Annotated in this window: 14 protein-coding genes; 8 read left to right on the forward strand and 6 right to left on the reverse strand. The window is 68.0% G+C overall.

The window, feature by feature from the left end:
* Positions 1 to 143 precede the first annotated feature (143 nt).
* The 4 genes from ABZ725_RS32265 to ABZ725_RS32280 all read left to right on the forward strand — a co-directional run bounded on the left by ABZ725_RS32265 (position 144) and on the right by ABZ725_RS32280 (position 3,451).
* Positions 144 to 1,544 carry a helix-turn-helix transcriptional regulator gene (locus ABZ725_RS32265; RefSeq protein ID WP_358806022.1) on the forward strand — a complete coding sequence of 467 codons (1,401 nt, stop codon included), beginning with the start codon at positions 144 to 146 and terminating at the stop codon, positions 1,542 to 1,544.
* Positions 1,541 to 2,434, forward strand: coding sequence for an aminoglycoside phosphotransferase family protein (locus ABZ725_RS32270; RefSeq protein ID WP_358806023.1), 894 nt, complete (start codon positions 1,541 to 1,543; stop codon positions 2,432 to 2,434). Before ABZ725_RS32265 ends, ABZ725_RS32270 begins: the two co-directional genes overlap by 4 nt.
* 211 nt (positions 2,435 to 2,645) lie before the next feature.
* On the forward strand, positions 2,646 to 3,242 hold the full coding sequence (locus ABZ725_RS32275; protein WP_358806024.1) for a WhiB family transcriptional regulator: 597 nt from the start codon (positions 2,646 to 2,648) through the stop codon (positions 3,240 to 3,242).
* A complete protein-coding gene (locus ABZ725_RS32280; RefSeq protein WP_358806025.1) occupies positions 3,239 to 3,451 on the forward strand; it encodes a helix-turn-helix domain-containing protein in 213 nt (70 codons plus the stop codon). The genes ABZ725_RS32275 and ABZ725_RS32280 overlap by 4 nt, the downstream gene beginning before the upstream one ends.
* A gap of 34 nt (positions 3,452 to 3,485) precedes the next feature.
* On the opposite strand, the gene ABZ725_RS32285 is transcribed toward ABZ725_RS32280, so the two are convergent.
* Both ABZ725_RS32285 and ABZ725_RS32290 read right to left on the reverse strand, forming a co-directional pair.
* On the reverse strand, positions 3,486 to 4,631 hold the full coding sequence (locus ABZ725_RS32285) for a tyrosine-type recombinase/integrase (RefSeq protein WP_358806026.1): 1,146 nt from the start codon (positions 4,629 to 4,631) through the stop codon (positions 3,486 to 3,488).
* A gap of 571 nt (positions 4,632 to 5,202) precedes the next feature.
* The gene (locus ABZ725_RS32290) at positions 5,203 to 6,270 is read right to left on the reverse strand and encodes a LacI family DNA-binding transcriptional regulator (RefSeq protein WP_358806027.1); all 1,068 of its coding nucleotides are present in this window, start codon (positions 6,268 to 6,270) and stop codon (positions 5,203 to 5,205) included.
* A 258-nt stretch (positions 6,271 to 6,528) separates the two neighbouring features.
* On the opposite strand from ABZ725_RS32290, the gene ABZ725_RS32295 reads away from it, so the two are divergent.
* Positions 6,529 to 8,604: a glycoside hydrolase family 36 protein gene (locus ABZ725_RS32295; RefSeq protein ID WP_358806219.1), complete on the forward strand. Its 2,076-nt coding sequence runs from the start codon at positions 6,529 to 6,531 to the stop codon at positions 8,602 to 8,604.
* Between the two features lie 78 nt (positions 8,605 to 8,682).
* Here ABZ725_RS32295 and ABZ725_RS32300 read toward each other — a convergent pair whose 3' ends face one another.
* Both ABZ725_RS32300 and ABZ725_RS32305 read right to left on the reverse strand, forming a co-directional pair.
* A complete protein-coding gene (locus tag ABZ725_RS32300; RefSeq protein WP_358806028.1) occupies positions 8,683 to 9,426 on the reverse strand; it encodes a class I SAM-dependent methyltransferase in 744 nt (247 codons plus the stop codon).
* A gap of 114 nt (positions 9,427 to 9,540) precedes the next feature.
* Positions 9,541 to 11,139, reverse strand: coding sequence for an MFS transporter (locus ABZ725_RS32305; protein ID WP_358806029.1), 1,599 nt, complete (start codon positions 11,137 to 11,139; stop codon positions 9,541 to 9,543).
* Positions 11,140 to 11,219: 80 nt separating this feature from the next.
* On the opposite strand from ABZ725_RS32305, the gene ABZ725_RS32310 reads away from it, so the two are divergent.
* From ABZ725_RS32310 to ABZ725_RS32320, 3 genes are all read left to right on the forward strand, one after another.
* Positions 11,220 to 11,981 carry an SDR family oxidoreductase gene (locus ABZ725_RS32310; RefSeq protein WP_351915188.1) on the forward strand — a complete coding sequence of 254 codons (762 nt, stop codon included), beginning with the start codon at positions 11,220 to 11,222 and terminating at the stop codon, positions 11,979 to 11,981.
* 78 nt (positions 11,982 to 12,059) lie between these two features.
* A complete protein-coding gene (locus ABZ725_RS32315; protein WP_358806030.1) occupies positions 12,060 to 12,629 on the forward strand; it encodes a hemerythrin domain-containing protein in 570 nt (189 codons plus the stop codon).
* Positions 12,630 to 12,747: 118 nt separating this feature from the next.
* Entirely contained in the window at positions 12,748 to 13,539 is a 792-nt protein-coding gene (locus ABZ725_RS32320; protein ID WP_358806031.1) for a DUF2071 domain-containing protein, read from the forward strand.
* 10 nt (positions 13,540 to 13,549) lie between these two features.
* Here the strand turns inward: ABZ725_RS32320 and ABZ725_RS32325 are convergent, their stop codons facing one another.
* Positions 13,550 to 14,338, reverse strand: coding sequence for a fumarylacetoacetate hydrolase family protein (locus tag ABZ725_RS32325; protein ID WP_358806032.1), 789 nt, complete (start codon positions 14,336 to 14,338; stop codon positions 13,550 to 13,552).
* Positions 14,335 to 14,988, reverse strand: a complete 654-nt coding sequence (locus ABZ725_RS32330; RefSeq protein WP_358806033.1) for a TetR/AcrR family transcriptional regulator — start codon at positions 14,986 to 14,988, stop codon at positions 14,335 to 14,337. Before ABZ725_RS32330 ends, ABZ725_RS32325 begins: the two co-directional genes overlap by 4 nt.
* Positions 14,989 to 15,028: the final 40 nt, after the last annotated feature.

The raw sequence follows: 15,028 nt of genomic DNA on the forward strand, positions 1-15,028 counted from the left end.
AGACCTGAACTGACCTCGTTTTATACGGTACTGAGGAGGGGAAGCACCGTAGCCGGGCCACGAAGATTCCCGCACCCGACCGGTGACGCGGACAGCCGCGAGTCGCCGACGTTGTCCGCATCAGGGCTTCGAAGGGAGAAGTCATGCCGCAGAAACCGAGGCCCTTGGACGAGAGCAGGTCGGTTCGAGACTGGTGGGGGAAGGAGCTCAGGAACTGGCGCAATGTCCGGGGTTTGTCCACGAGGGCCCTGGGATTGAAGGTGCACGTCAGCGGCTCCACGATCGAGCGCATCGAGAAGAATGAGCGGCCGTGCGATGCCGCGCTGGCGGGGCGGTTCGACGACGCTTTGGAGGCCGGCGGAGCCTTGCGGAGGCTGTGGTGCCTCGTAGAAGAGGATGCGGACAAGAGGAACCCCGATGATGCGGACAAGCCGTCCGCTCCGCCTGCAGAGGACACCCTCGCTGAGCTGTCAACGGACACGTTCAAGGCTGATGCACGCACCTTTCGGGATCGGAGCCCGTCACCCGTGAAGCGTCGCGCGATCATGGCCATCGGTGGCCTCGTGACTGTCGCTCCTGGCTCGTTCGCCGACCTCATTCCACGCCTCAACCAGCCATTGCTGCCCGAGGTCGTCCGGCCCGAGGACGTAGAGCAGGTACGAGTCGCCGCGACCACACTCGCGGGATGGGACAACCTGTACGGAGGCGGTGGCCTCGTACGCAGTTCGCTGATGGGACAGCTTGCGTGGGCCAGTGGACTTCTGGATGCTGCTTACGCCCCAGAACTGGAGGCGGACCTCTTCACCGCGGTGGGACGCTTGGCCATCGTCATGGGCTCCAGCGCCTTCGACGCCTATGCCCATGACGATGCGGCCCACCTTCTGACGTTCGGTCGGAGATGCGCGGAACAGGCCGACAACTGGCATCTCCGGGCAAACGCTTTGAACTGGCTGGCCAGACAGGCCATTTGGTGTGGAGACCCTGACGCCGGCCTGACCCATGCCGAGAACGGTCTGGTGCGGGCCGATCGGCTCACCCCACGTGAGCAAGCGATGCTCCATAACGCCAGAGCACGGGCACTCGCGAAAATGCAGCGGCCTCAGGAGGCACTGGCGGCGATCGGCCTCTCCGACGAGGTTTTCAGCCTTGCGCGGGCCGGCGAGGACGAGTCCTGGATGGCCTACTACGACAACGCCCAGCATCACGGCGACACGGGGCATGCGGCGTTCGACGTTGCGCTCATGCCTGGCCAGCCGTCCCTGATGGCCGTGCGTCGGCTCCAGACCGCGATCGACGAGCACACAGACGCGTACGTGCGCTCACGCGCGATCTCCGGTACGAAGCTTGCAACGCTGATCATGGCGTTGGGGGATCGCCAGCAAGCCGTCTCGATCGCCCACCGCGCACTGGACGAAGTCGGTCGTCTGAGGTCCAGACGGGCCATCGACGACGTCAGGGCTTTGTCGAAGGCGTCCGCACGCTACTCCCAGAACCCGGAGGTCGCTGCGCTGCGGGAACGCATCGCCATTACGGTTGACGCATGACCACCACCCGGATTGAGGAGTCGCTCGCTGTACTGAAGGAGATCGCCGTTGCTGCGGGACTCTCGGCGGCTCAAGCAGAGCCCATTCGGCTCGCCGAGAACGACTTGTGGCGGCTGCCGGGCGGGGTCGTAGTCCGAATTGCGCGAGTTGGGCAAGAGAGTGCTGCGGCCCGAGAGGTGGCCGTGGCGCGCTGGCTCGCCGAGAACGAGGTGCCGGCCGTTCGGCCCCTGCCCATGAACCAACCCGTCGAGGCAGGTGGCCGGACAGCGACCTTCTGGGAGCTTCTGCCGCCTCACCGGCACGGCTCGGAAGCCGATCTGGCCCCCCTCCTGCGTCAGTTGCATGACCTGCCCAAGCCGGAGTTCCCTCTCGGCAGGCTGGATCCCTTCGTCCGAATCGCTGAGCGCCTGAAGTCTGCGCTTTCAGTAGAAGAGGATGATCGACAGTGGCTGCTCCGGCGCCTGTCAGATCTACAGACGGAGTGGAACGACCTTCCGGCAGGTCGTCCCGAGTGCGTGATCCATGGGGACGCCTGGGCAGGCAACTGCGCCGTGATCGAAAAGCCCAACCGACTGGCCCTGCTCTTGGACTTCGAGCGGACCTCCGTCGGCCCTCCTGAGTGGGACCTCACTTCGACCGCGGTCGCATACGACACCTTCGGCAAGCTGTCGCAGGAGGAGTATCGAAGGTATTGCGAACTGTACGGATACGACGTGATGCGTTGGCCGGGGTATCCGATACTGTGTGGCATCCGTGAGCTGAGACTGACCACCTTCGCCCTGCAGACTGCCGACCAGAACCCCCGTGCGCTGAGTCAGGCGCGCTACCGCGTGGAATGTGTCCGGGGACGTCACGGATCACGCCCCTGGGCGTGGGAAGCGGTCGCGTAGCAGTTGACGAGACTACCTAGGGGCGACTGCCAGGTCGTGTACACGGTTGTACCTAGGCGTCGTAGTGCCTGGTCCGGATGTGTCGGAGTGTGCTGGACAATGCGTCCGTGGCAGCTCTGGGGCCTCGCTCCGGCCGTTGAGGTCGACGCGAGCCAGCAAGGTAGCCGATGATCCCCGGTTAGGGAAACCAGCGTTTGTTCGGATGCTTGGTATGTCCGTTGGGTCGAAATCCTTCCGGCTGGCCCAGTGCAAGCACCAGAACAGGAAAAATCTAGTGGCGTACGAAGGGTCCATTAGGCCCAGGAGCAGAGGCGATCAAACGTGGCAGGAGAGGGCGGCGTGTGTCGGAGCAGTTGAGGTGGCGATGGACCCGGATCTCTACTTTCCTGAAAAATCCGCTGACGAACGGCGGATCGCAGACGCGAAAAGGATCTGCTCATCCTGCCCGGTCAGAGAGATGTGCCTTGATGCCGCTCTCGAGAGCGGCGACTTCTGCGGTATTCGAGGCGGCATGACGGTGAATGAGCGTAGGGCGGCCTGGCATCAGTTTGAGCTGCGATGTGATCCTGCGAGAGTCGAGGCCGCGCTGACAGGGAGGGACGTCTATCTCAGTCGTACGGAGCGGCAGACGTTGATCCGGTGGGTGGCCATGGCAGGTACATCCACGCCTCGGCTGGCGGCAGTTCTCAAGGTGTCGGAGGCGCATGTTGGGAAGCTCTTGCGAATGGAGCGGCGCAACCTCAAGGGTAGTAGTGGTCAGAGGGCGGAGGACTATCCGAGGGCGTCTGCCGAGGCGATCCTGGCGTGAGTAGAGGTGAGTCCGGCTGCGGCGCACGTAATGAGACGGGTAGCAGTTATGTCGGCGTCGAAGAGGCCGCAGAGCATCTTGGTCTGAGCCGGCGTTGGATGTACCGAGAATCAGGTCGCCACGGGGTGCCTCGGTACTACTTCGGTGGCAAGCTCAGATTCAAAGTCACGGACCTGGATCGCTGGGCGCAACAGCAGAAGGTTTCTTGATGAGGGGCCCGGGATATCCCGGGCCTCTCGTTTGCTACAGGCCTTCGTTGAGGAGCTTAGCCGCGCGTCCGATCGACGCCGGCATCAGGTGACGGTAGATCTTGAAGGTCATGTTGATGTTCTTGTGACCCATCCACTCTGCGACGTCCGTGACAGGTATCCCTCTGGACAGACAGTTGGACGCGAAGAAGTGACGGAGTGAGTAGGTAGTGAACCTCCTTGTGATGCCCGCTTTCTTCTTCGCGGTGTTCCACTGGTACTCAAGCGTGGTGTGTGCCCAGTACGGGGCCCTCTGGGTCCGGAGGAGGTATCCGTTCGGATCGGTTCCGTGGTCCTTCTCGTATCGCAACAGCGAGTCGCGGACGGTAGGAGGCATCGGAGTTTCGCGGAATTCTCCTGGCTTGCGGTGCTTGAGGCGTGCCCGCTCGCGTTTTACTCCGTCGATCTGCTCGGTGATGCGATAGACGTCGTCTGCGACCATACGTTCCAGGTTGGCGGCGTAGGCCTCTCCGTTCCGGTGTCCGCAGCCGGACATCAGGTCGATGATGAGGCGCAGTTCATCGCTGCCGACCTCTTTGAGTCGGTGGATCTCGTCCAGGGTGGGGATGGTGATCTTTCGAGGGATGTACCCGGGCGGGACGACTCCGTCGAACGGGTCTTCGGTGATGCCGCCCCGTCGCCGCGCGTCGAGAAGGATCTTCTTGAGAGTTTCGAAGGCATTCTGTTGTGCGGCCAGGCCGACGGAGTGATCCTCCATCGACTTGATGAAGTCTTCGACGACGGTCGAAGTAAACGTGTTCATCCGGCGGGATTCCAGGATCGGAAGAACTTGGCCGTTGAGGACTTGATTGACTGAGCGGACGCTGCTTGGGGCGTAGTGCCGCTGCCGTGTGAGCCAGTTGGAGGCATAGGCCCCGAATCGCTGGCGTCCGATTTCGCGCTTGAGGTCTGCCTGCTGGCGTGGGGTGTTGCTTTTCTCGGCATAGGCTTTGGTCAGCCGCTCGATCGCGGATTGCTGCGTCGCGTAGCCTGTCTCTTCGCGCTGGCGACCTGCCGCGTCGCGGTAGCGAATGGCGTACGGGTGGGGACACCGGTTCTGGCGAGAGCAGGCGCAAAGCTTGAAGAAGCTGCCCATGCCACGGACGAGTTGAGTCGCCAACGTGCGCGTCTCCTGACTCATGCTGGGAGTTTGCTGACCAAGGAGCCCTCAGCATGGTCCTGACCTGCGGCCGCGCCAAACTAGGGAACGTTGATCAGCATCTTCATCGGATACCTCCTGTGAGGCTAGCGTATGAGCCCCTGACCTCAATTTTTGCAGGTCAGGCTGGGTGGGGCCAGTTAACGATCTTGGCGGTTCAGGGCGGCCCGAAGCGGGTTCCGTCGGTGCTGACGCCGACCGAACGCCGATCTCTGTGACGGGGGATCAGGTGCGCCCGGCGCGTGCGTGGATCGGCCCGAGAGACAGGTGTGGTGGTTCGGCTTCCGGGGGTGGTCCTGCCGGAGGGGGGAGGCGTGGAGACGCTGCCTGTGGGACGGTTCACCAGAAGCGCGGAGCTGTTCGTGGTGAGCGTCGTCAGCACTTCGCGTCTCAATCCCAGGCTCGGGCACGGTTCGCTTTCATGCGGGCTCTGGAGTGGAGATCCCTGCTGCGGCCCGCTGGACCGAGCATCCCCGAAATCCTGGTCGGCCACCAGACGCCGGCGCAGAGAGAGGCCTTCTTCGCCGGGGGCTGCGCACCCGTCGCAACACCGTCATGTGTGCCGCGGCGCGGAGCTTTCGCGGATCATGAGGTCGGTGCCGACGAAGGTCGGGGCGGGCGGCTCGAAGTGGTCCTCCAGTTGGCTGCGCAGGAGGTTGAAGGCGTCGCGGCCCAGCCCCTGGAAGTCCATGCGCACGGTGGTGAGGGAGGGGGTGAGGAACCCCGAGTGCGGGGCATCGTCGAAACCGATGACGCTGACGTCTCCCGGCACGGACCGTCCGGCGTGGTGCAGGGCGCGCAGTACGCCCAGCGCCAGGTCGTCGTTGCCGCACAGGATCGCGGTGACGTCCGGGTCGTCGGCGAGCCGGCGGCCCTCGTCATAGCCGGCCTGTGCGTCCCAGCCCTTGCCGCCGTGGGGTTCGGGCGGGGTGATGCCGGCAGTCTCCAGGGCGCTTCGCCAGCCCTGGGTGCGCGGTCCCTCCGAGCGCCGGGTTCCTGCCGAGGTGGGGATGGCGACGTAGTGGACGGTCCGGTGTCCGAGCTGGAGCAGGTGCGCGGTGGCGGCGCGGGCGGCCTCGCGGTCGTCGGCCCACACGGCCGGACGGGGAGGGGCCTGGCCGTGCGACGGCGCTTCGACGACCGCGGCGCACGGCACGTCCGCCGGAACACGGCTCAGTGCCGATGCGGCGAGCCGGTCGAAGCCGATGACCATCAGCCCTCCGCCGTTGGCGGCGGCTGAGGAGACGGTGCGGTCGAGGTCGTCCTCGGCCGTCAGGACTTTCACCCCCAGCGAGTAGCCCGCGGCGCGGGCCGCCTCCTCCAGACCCTGCAGTGTTGCCGCGTAGCCGTAGAGGGTGGTGTCGGAGGTCAGGACGGTGACGGACCGGGTCACGCCGCTGGCGAGTGCGAACGCGGTGGCGTTACGCCGGAATCCCAGCGCACCGATTGCTGCCTCGACCCGCTTGCGCGTCTCCTCCCGGACGTTCGGGTGGCCGTTGATGACCCTCGAAACGGTCTGGTAGGAGACGCCCGCCGCCTGGGCGACATCACGAATACTGGCTGCCTTGCGCGGTGCCGGTCCGGAACTGGGCTTACCGCTTGTGTGACCGGTCACATCCATGTCAGGATTGTGAACGCTCACGCTGCCGGCGGTCAAGGGATCGAAACCGGCGATTCGCCCGAGCGGTCACCTCACGAGCTCCACGTGCAGCTTGCCCTGCCCAAGTGCAGCCTGCCCTCCCCAAGGGCCGACCGATGCCGGTTGCAGGCCCGCACAAGATCGCACACCGCAGAAGGGGAAACCGCGTTGACCACAGCTGCCAGAGCAGCCGAGAGATCTCTTCTCTGGTCCCATGACACCCTCGGGCTGCATGTCGTCATGGACGCGGTCGGGTCGGTCAGGCTGGGAGCGCCGGGCCGGAGCTGGGACATGCTGGTTCCTCTCGTCGAGGTCACGGCCACCGGCCACGGCCGTACCTGGTCGGGGGAACGCTTCATCGACACCGCCATCGGTGACCGCATGGTCTATCGGGGTCGGGAGGCCGGCCATGACGGGGACTGGCACTGCACGACGATCCGGCTGACGGACCCGGCGACCGCCCTTGCCGCCGACATCACGCTGCGGACGCTTCCCGGCTCAGGATTCCTCCGCTCACAGGTACGCCTGGTCAACGAGGGGAGCGCCCCGATTCAGCTGGAGAGCGTGTCGAGCCTGGCCCTCGGCGGCATCGTGGACGAGACGGGCGCGCTCGACGGTCTGACCCTCCACTGGGCGGACAATGACTGGCTGGCCGAGTGCCGTTGGCGGCAGGCCGCCTTCCGCGAGCACATCGTCTCCCTGAACCGATCCGCCCACGGCCACGAAGGACGCGGCTGCTTCGAGCGGTGCTCGCAGGGCGGTTGGTCCACGGGACGGCACCTGCCGATCGCCGCGCTCACCGACCGGACCGGCCGCGCCTGGCTCTGGCAGATCGAGTCCAGCGCCGGCTGGCGCTACGAGACCGGCGAACGGGAGGGCGCCGCCTACCTCGCCCTGTTCGGACCCGACGACGCCCACCACCAGTGGCGCCACATCCTGGCGCCCGGCGAGGAGTTCACCACGGTCCCGGCTGTCCTGGTGGGGGTCGAGGCCGGCGGCCCGGACGCCGCGTTCGGTGAACTCACCGCCTACCGCCGCCGAATGCGCCGCGCCCACCCGGACCACACGGCACTGCCGGTGATCTACAACGACTACATGAACACCCTGATGGGCGACCCGACCACCGACAAGCTCCTGCCGCTCGTCGAAGCGGCGGGAGCCGTCGGCGCCGAGGTCTTCGTCATCGACGCGGGCTGGTACGACGACGACGCCCAGGGCTGGTGGGACGCCGTCGGCGCCTGGGAGCCCTCCGCCAGTCGCTTCCCCGGCGGAATCCAGCAGGTCCTGGACGCCATCAGGGCGCACGGCATGACCCCCGGACTCTGGCTGGAACCCGAAGTGGTCGGCGTACGCAGCCCGTTGGCCGACACGCTGCCGCCCGAGGCGTTCTTCCGGCGGGGCGGCCTGCGCGTCACCGAGCACGGCCGCCATCACCTGGACCTGCGCCACCCCGCTGCCCGCGCCCACCTCGACCGGGTCGTCGACCGGATCGTGGGCGACTGGGGGGTGGGCTATCTGAAACTCGACTACAACATCAACATCGGCCCCGGTACCGAGACCGGCGCCGAGAGCGCGGGCGCCGGCCTGCTCGGGCACCACCGTGCGCATCTCGACTGGCTCGGCTCCCTCCTCGACCGTCACCCCGGCCTCGTCCTGGAGAACTGCGCGTCGGGCGGTCTGCGCATGGACTACGCGCAACTCGGCGTCGTACAGGTGCAGTCCACGAGCGACCAGCAGGACCCGTGGCGCTATCCGCCCATCGCGGCGGCGGCGGCCACCGCAGCGACGCCCGAGCAGGCCGCCGTATGGGCCTACCCCCAGCCGCACTTCAGCCTCGACGAGATCGCCTTCTCCGTCACCGGGGCGCTGCTGGGCCGTGTCCATCTGTCCGGGTTCCTCGACCGTATGAGCCCGGAGCAGTTCGAACTCGTCCGCTCGGGCATTTCCGTCTACCGGAGCATTCGACCGGAGATCGGAAGCGGCCGGCCGTTCTGGCCGCTCGGCCTGCCCTCCTGGCAGGACACCTGGATCGCTCATGGTCTGCGTGGTTCCGGCTCCACGCTTCTCACGGTCTGGCGACGGGAGTCGGCCGCCGCCGGACAGTCGGGGATCGCCGACCGCCCGGACCAGGACAACAGTGACTGCGCTGTCTTCATCCCGCACCTGAGGGGATACGACGTTCACGTCAGCACGCTCTATCCCACCACCGCCCATTCGGATGCGACCTGGGCCGCCGCGGACGGCAGGCTCACCGTTTCCCTTCCGCGCCCCGACACCGCCGTGCTCCTCCGCCTGACCCCCACACCGTCGGTCTGAGGACTCACCCGGCACCGACTGCGCCGCATCCCCATGGGGCAAGGTCGGAGACGCGGCATCCGTCCCGGCCGCGCGGAGCTACCGCGCCGGCGGGATCCGGTAGACGGAGACATGAGAACGCGACTCGGCGGTGAATGCGGCGCCGGCCCAGTCCGCATGTCTGGTCTCCAGTTCGAATCCGGCCAGTTGAGCCATGAGGTCGAGTTCGGCCGGCCAGATATAGCGATGCGGGCTCCGGAACAACCGCGCCTGCTCGGTCTCATCGAAACGGAAGTGGTGCGACACCACGTGCTGGCGCAGGACGTCGTAGGTGTCCAACCCGATGTAGCCGGGCTCGGACTGCCAGACGGTGGCCGTCCGACCCGGTGGAAGCTTGCGCAACTCGGGTACCCAGAGCTCGATCACGAACCGACCACCAGGCGCAAGGTGGCGGGCCGCGTTGCGGAAGCACCGGACCTGCTCATCCTGGGTGAGCAGGTTGGAGATCGTGTTGTACACGAGGTAGACGAGGGTGTACTCCCCGGGGGCGACGGCGGTCGCCATGTCACCCATGACCACGGGGATCGTTGCTTCGTCTGCCTTGGTTCGCAGTTGCTCCACCATCGGGAGCGACAGCTCGATGCCGGTGACCGGGACTCCTGCCTCGGCGAGCGGGACGGCCACCCGCCCGGTCCCGATGGCGAACTCAAGCGCTGCTCCGCCCCCGGCGAGCCGGGCGAGACGGTCCACTGTCGGCCCCAAGACCTCGGGCGCGAACATGCCGGAGCCGGGCGTGTCATAGCGCTGGGCGACATCGGCGTCCCAGATCTTCTCCTGCTGCATTCCGTCAACGCTCGCCGCCGGCCCACGCGATGTCGAACGAGTTTTTCGCACTGCTCCGAGAAAGGATCAGAACGAGCCGATCGTCGCGGTGCGGTCCATCGGAGCTCAGTGAGATCACCCGAGTGGCGTCGACCGGCTGCCGTCCAAAGGCTCTTCCTTGGGTGATCTTGTGCTCGAGAGGCTCGTCGATGCCAGCAGAGCAGTCCCTGTGACGGCAAGTGCAAGCATCACGCCGGCCAGTGCCCAGGCGGTGGTGGTGCTGCCGAGCGCGGCGAGCAGATAGCCGGCCAGGAGACCACCCAACGGGACGGCGCCGTTGGGGAGAATGCCGCTGGCCCCGGTGACCTGCCCCAGGAGTTGGGGCGGTGTGGCGTCGACCCGGTACAGACCAACTGCGACACCGCTGAGAGCACCGATGCCGCCGACGCCGAACCAGGCGATTCCCTGGACGGCGGGGTGGTGCGTGGCTGCGACAGCTGTGGCGCACAGGGCCCAGCCCCACAGCGCGAGGACAAAGATGCGGCGGGGTGAAACCGAGTTGGCGACGTGTGAGGCGACAGTTGCGCCGACCAGGCCGCCGATCCCTGAGCTGGACAGCAGCAGACCGAGGACCCAGGCCGGCTGATCGTCCTGCGTGGACGAGACGATGAAGAGCAGGATGATGCACTGCCAGAGCACGTTGGTGGCGCCGAACAGGAAGTTCGTGATGCGCAGGAAGGGCTCGTGCCAGAGCCACGTGACGCCTTGGCGTAGCCCCCGGGGCGGCGTGCTGTCCTCGGTGTCAGGATCGTCGACCGGGTTCATGCGGCGGCCGTCGACCATGCTCAGGGTCAACGTGGCGACGGCATAGGACCCGAGGTTGGCAAGGAACGGCAGCCAGCGCATGACGCCGTAGAGGACGACTCCGACGGCGCGGGCGAGCAGGCCGGTGGCGTGGCTCTGTGCTTCATACAGGGACAGGGCCGTAGGGCGCTGGTCTTCTTGGACGACGTCCCGGATCGCAGCCGTCTCGGCCAACTGGAAGAAGACGAAGAAGCAGCCTTCGACGAAGACCAGAGTGACCACTGCCGGCAGGAACCATGTCACATCAAGCATGCCGAGCGTGACGAGCACGGCTGCTGTGGCAAGTCCGCCGACTTGGCATATGGCCATGGTGCGGCGCCGGTTGCGGGTGTCGGCGTTCAGCCCGGCGGGCAACTGCACCAAGATGTTGGGCAGTGCTCCGGCGAAGGTGACCCACCCTGCCGCCACCGGCGAGCCGGTCAAGGCCAAGGTCAGCAACGGGTACGCGATGCGGGCGCTGTTGGTGCCCAGCAACGAGGTGCCGTTGCCCAGCCACAGCAGCATGAAGTCACGGTTCCTCCATACGGACACGGCTCTCATCGGCCATCCCGCGTGTCCAGCCGGTCCGCCGGCTCCAGCGGGTCGTTGGCCGGACGGTCGGACTCTTGGGTCAACACATACAGTCCTGCAACGAGTTCGGCTCGTTCGAGGAGGACCGACAGCCTCTGAGGGGGGTACTGGCGCTGGAGGGCCATCGCATACCCCTCCCATACCCGCGACGCGTCCGGTCCCATTCCGGTGCCGAGCAGTCGGGCTTTGGAGAGGCCCTCGTCCGCTGCCGCACGGTCCTTGATCAGGGCGCTGAGCAGGTCGTCGCCCGGCTGAGCGTGCTGGGCCGCGATGAGTGGGACGGTACGCCCAATGGGTCATCAGGAACTGCGAGCCCGGCCCCGTGCGTCCGATGCTGAGGGTGAGGACTGCAGTGCACCGAGCTTTCGGCGGAGGTCGGCATGGGACGTCTCGACGAACGGGTGGCGATCGTCACCGGAGGGGCCCGGGGGATCGGCGCGGCGGTGGCGCGGGCGCTCGCGGCCGAAGGCGCCGCCGTGGTGGTCGCCGACATCCTCGAACCCGAGGGGCGCAGCCTGGCGGCCGAGCTCGGCGGGCGGTCCCGCTACCGGTCGCTGGACGTGACCGGCGAGGACGGCTGGCAGCGCACGGTCGCCGAGACCGAGCGGGAGCTGGGCGCGGTCTCCGTGCTGGTGAACAACGCGGGGATCGCCGCATGGGGCTCGATGGAGGACGAGCCCCTCGCCTCGTTCCGCCGGGTGATCGACGTCAACCTCCAGGGCCCGTGGCTCGGCATGCGCGCCGTGGCGCCCTCGCTGCGCCGGGCCGGGGGAGGGGTGATCGTGAACATCTCCTCCCTCGCGGGACTGACCTCGTACGCCGGCATCGGATCGTACGCGGCGAGCAAGTGGGGGCTGCGCGGGCTGACGAAGACCGCCGCGCTGGAACTGGCCCCCGACGGGGTCCGTGTCTGCTCCGTCCACCCCGGCGCCATCCGCACCGGCATGACGGCCGGCTTCGGCGACGCGTACACCGCGGGTCAGCCGCTGCCCCGGTTCGGCGAGCCCGAGGAGGTCGCCCGCATGGTGCTCTTCATCGTCCTCGACGCCACCTACTCCACGGGGGTCGAGTTCGTCCTGGACGGCGGCGTCCTGGCCGGTCAGCCCGCCGTCCTCGCCTCCGGCGACCCGGACCTGGAGTGAGCGATCGCGTGCCGGGGTACTCGGGGGCGTGGCGGGTCCGCTCCGGAGCCGTCGTGTCCAGGCCGGAGGTGAGCGGGCATGGGTCAGGGTGATGGCGGGAACGTCATCGAAGAGCTGGTGACCGATCACCGCGAGGTCGAGGAGCTCTTCGGCCGGATCGAGGCGCTGCCGCCCGGCGCCGAGGACCGCAGGCTGTACGCGGACCGGGCCACGATGGAACTCGTCCGGCATGCGATGGCCGAGGAGGATTACCTCTACCCGTCCGTACGTGAGCGTGTCCCCGGTGGTGACGTCCTGGCCGACGACGAGCTCGACCGTCACGCACGCGCCGAGCGGATCATGAAGGACCTGGAGGGCCGCGAGGCGGACGACCCCGAGTTCGACCGGCTCGTCGGCATGCTGATGCGCGAGGTCCGCACCCACCTGGCCGACGAGGAGCGGAACCTGTTCCCCAGGGTGCGCGCGGAGTGCCCGACGGTCATCCTGGACGGGCTGGGCGACAAGGTCCGCAAGGCCAGGAAGACCGCCCCGACGCGTCCGCATCCGTCCGCTCCGGACGAACCCCCGGCCGACAAGACGCTCGCCCCGGGCGTCGGGCTGGTCGATCGCATGCGCGACGCGATGACAGGCCCCGGCAAGCCGTACTGAGGGCCCCGCCCACTGAGGGCCCACGCTGCTGAAGCCTGCCCTACGCAACCTGAGCGATGACGGCCTCGCCCCCGGGCCCTTCCAAGGGAACCCCCTGCACCCCTGTGATACTGACGCGGTGCCGCCGACACCCCCGCCGCGGGCCGCCCTCGTTCCCCCGCACCCCATAACGCCTGACGCGCCGGACGCGATAGCGCGCCCACTGCTCACCCAGTCCTGGCTCGACCTCGCCTTCCTCCACTGGGCCGCCGATCCGGCCGACGTGGCCGGTCTGCTGCCGCCCGGAACCGTCCCCGACACCCTGAACGGCGTGACCTACGTCGGTCTGGTGGCGTTCCGGATGCATCGCGTCGGATGGTTCCGCCTCCCGGGCGTCCCCTATCTGGGGTCTTTCCCGGAGACGAACGTCCGGCTCTACTCGGTGGACTCGCACGGGCGCCGCGGTGTGGTCTTCCGCTCGCTCGACGCCTCCCGACTGCTGCCGGTGGCCGTGGCGCGGATCGGCTTCCGGATGCCCTACGTGTGGTCCCGCATGGCGATCGACGCCGACGGCGACACCGTCACGTACACCAGTCGCCGCCGCTGGCCCGGCCCGCGCGGCGCGCGCAGCCGGCTGACCGTGCGGGTGGGCGAACGGATCGTGGAACCAACGGAGTTGGAGCACTTCCTGACCGCGCGCTGGGGGATGCACAGCGCGTTCTTCGGCCGGTCGATGTTCCTGCGCAACGCGCACCCGCGCTGGCCGCTGCACCGGGCGGAACTCGTGGAGTGCGAGGAGGACCTGGTCACCGCGGCGGGTCTGCCGGCGCCTGTGGGGGAGCCGGTGAGCGTCCTGTACTCGCCGGGCGTCCCGGCCCGTTTCGACCGCCCCGCCCGTCCGACCGGCCCGGCCGGCATTCCGACCCCCTGAGCCCCGCTCCTCAGACGAACGTCACCGACACCGAGCCCAAGCCGCTGAAACGTGCCTCGACCTGCGAGCCCGCGGCGACGAACGGGGCGCCCGTCATGGTGCCGGGCAGGACCAGTTGGCCGGGCTCCAACGAAGTGCCGAAGGCGGCGAGGGTGTTGGCCAGCCACGCGACCGCGGCGGCCGGGTGCCCCAGCACCTCCTTGCCGGTGCCCACCGCCACGCTCCGGTCGTCGATCAGGAGCTCGGCGGTCACGGCGGCGAGGTCGGGCGCCTCGCCCAGCGGTGTCCAGGGGCCGCAGACCAGGCCGGCCGAACTGGCGTTGTCGGCGACCGTGTCGACCAGGGTGATCCGCCAGTCGCGGATGCGGCTGTCGACGATCTCCAGAGCGGGCGCGACCGCCTCGGTGGCGTCGAGGACGTCCTCGACGGTGACCTCGGGGCCGTGCAGCGGGCGGGCGAGGCGGAAACAGATCTCCGGTTCGATGCGGGGCCGGCAGTAGTGCGCGGCGAGGACGGGTGCGCCGTCGGGATGGACCATGTCGTCGAGCAGATGGCCGAAGTCGGGTTCGTCGACCCCGAGGAGCTCCTGCATCGCGACGGCCGTCAGCCCCACCTTGTGGCCGACGACCGTCGCGCCGTCGGCCAGCCGGCGGGCGATGTTCTCCTGCTGGACGGCGTACGCGTCGGCCGTGTCCAGGCCGGGCAGCAGGACCGACAACGGCTCGATCGGCGCCACATGATGCTCGGCCTCGCGCAGCAGCCGTGCGGCCTGCGCGCGCTGTCCGGACGTGAGCGTCACGTCTTCGCTCCCGTTCCTGTCTCTCCCATCCCCGCCGCCATGCGGACCGCCGCCTCGTAGACCAGCCGTGCGTGCAGTTCGAACATCGCCACGAGATCGACCGCGTCGCCGTTGATCTCCCGCTGTACGAAGAGTCCGTCGGCGCCGGCGACCGTGTAGGTGGTGAGGGTCTGCACGGCCGTCTCGTCCAGCGTCGGGAGGAGGGTGCGGATCACCTCGCCGATCCGCTGGGCGGCGACGGCGCGGACCTGGAGGTACACCGTCCGGCCGCGGGTCTCGGTGGGCCGTCGCTCCAGGGCGAGCATCAGCCCGAGCCGCAGGAAGTCGGGTGCATCGACGAGGGACTTCGCCAGGTTCCCCGCCATGGCGGTGACCCGCTCCAGCGGGGTGCCGGACGCCTCTACCGGCAGTTCGACCGCCACGAGCCAGGTCTCGAAGCTGCGCTCGATGACCGCGGCGATCAGGTCGTCCTTGTCCTTGAAGTGCCAGTAGATCGAGCTCGCGGGCAGCCCGCACTTGGCGCTGACGGCGGCGATGGACGTGCCCTCGTAGCCGCGCTCGCCCGCGATCTCGACGGTGGCGTCGAGGATGCGCTGTCGCGACTCCACCCCGTTCGCGCGCTTCTTGCGCGTCGACTGCGCACTGGTCATCGCGTGTGCCCCTTCGCCGTCCCCCGCACCCGAGCCCGCT

This window comes from Streptomyces sp. NPDC006872 (genome assembly GCF_040635845.1).
In the GTDB taxonomy this organism is placed as follows: Bacteria; Actinomycetota; Actinomycetes; order Streptomycetales; family Streptomycetaceae; genus Streptomyces.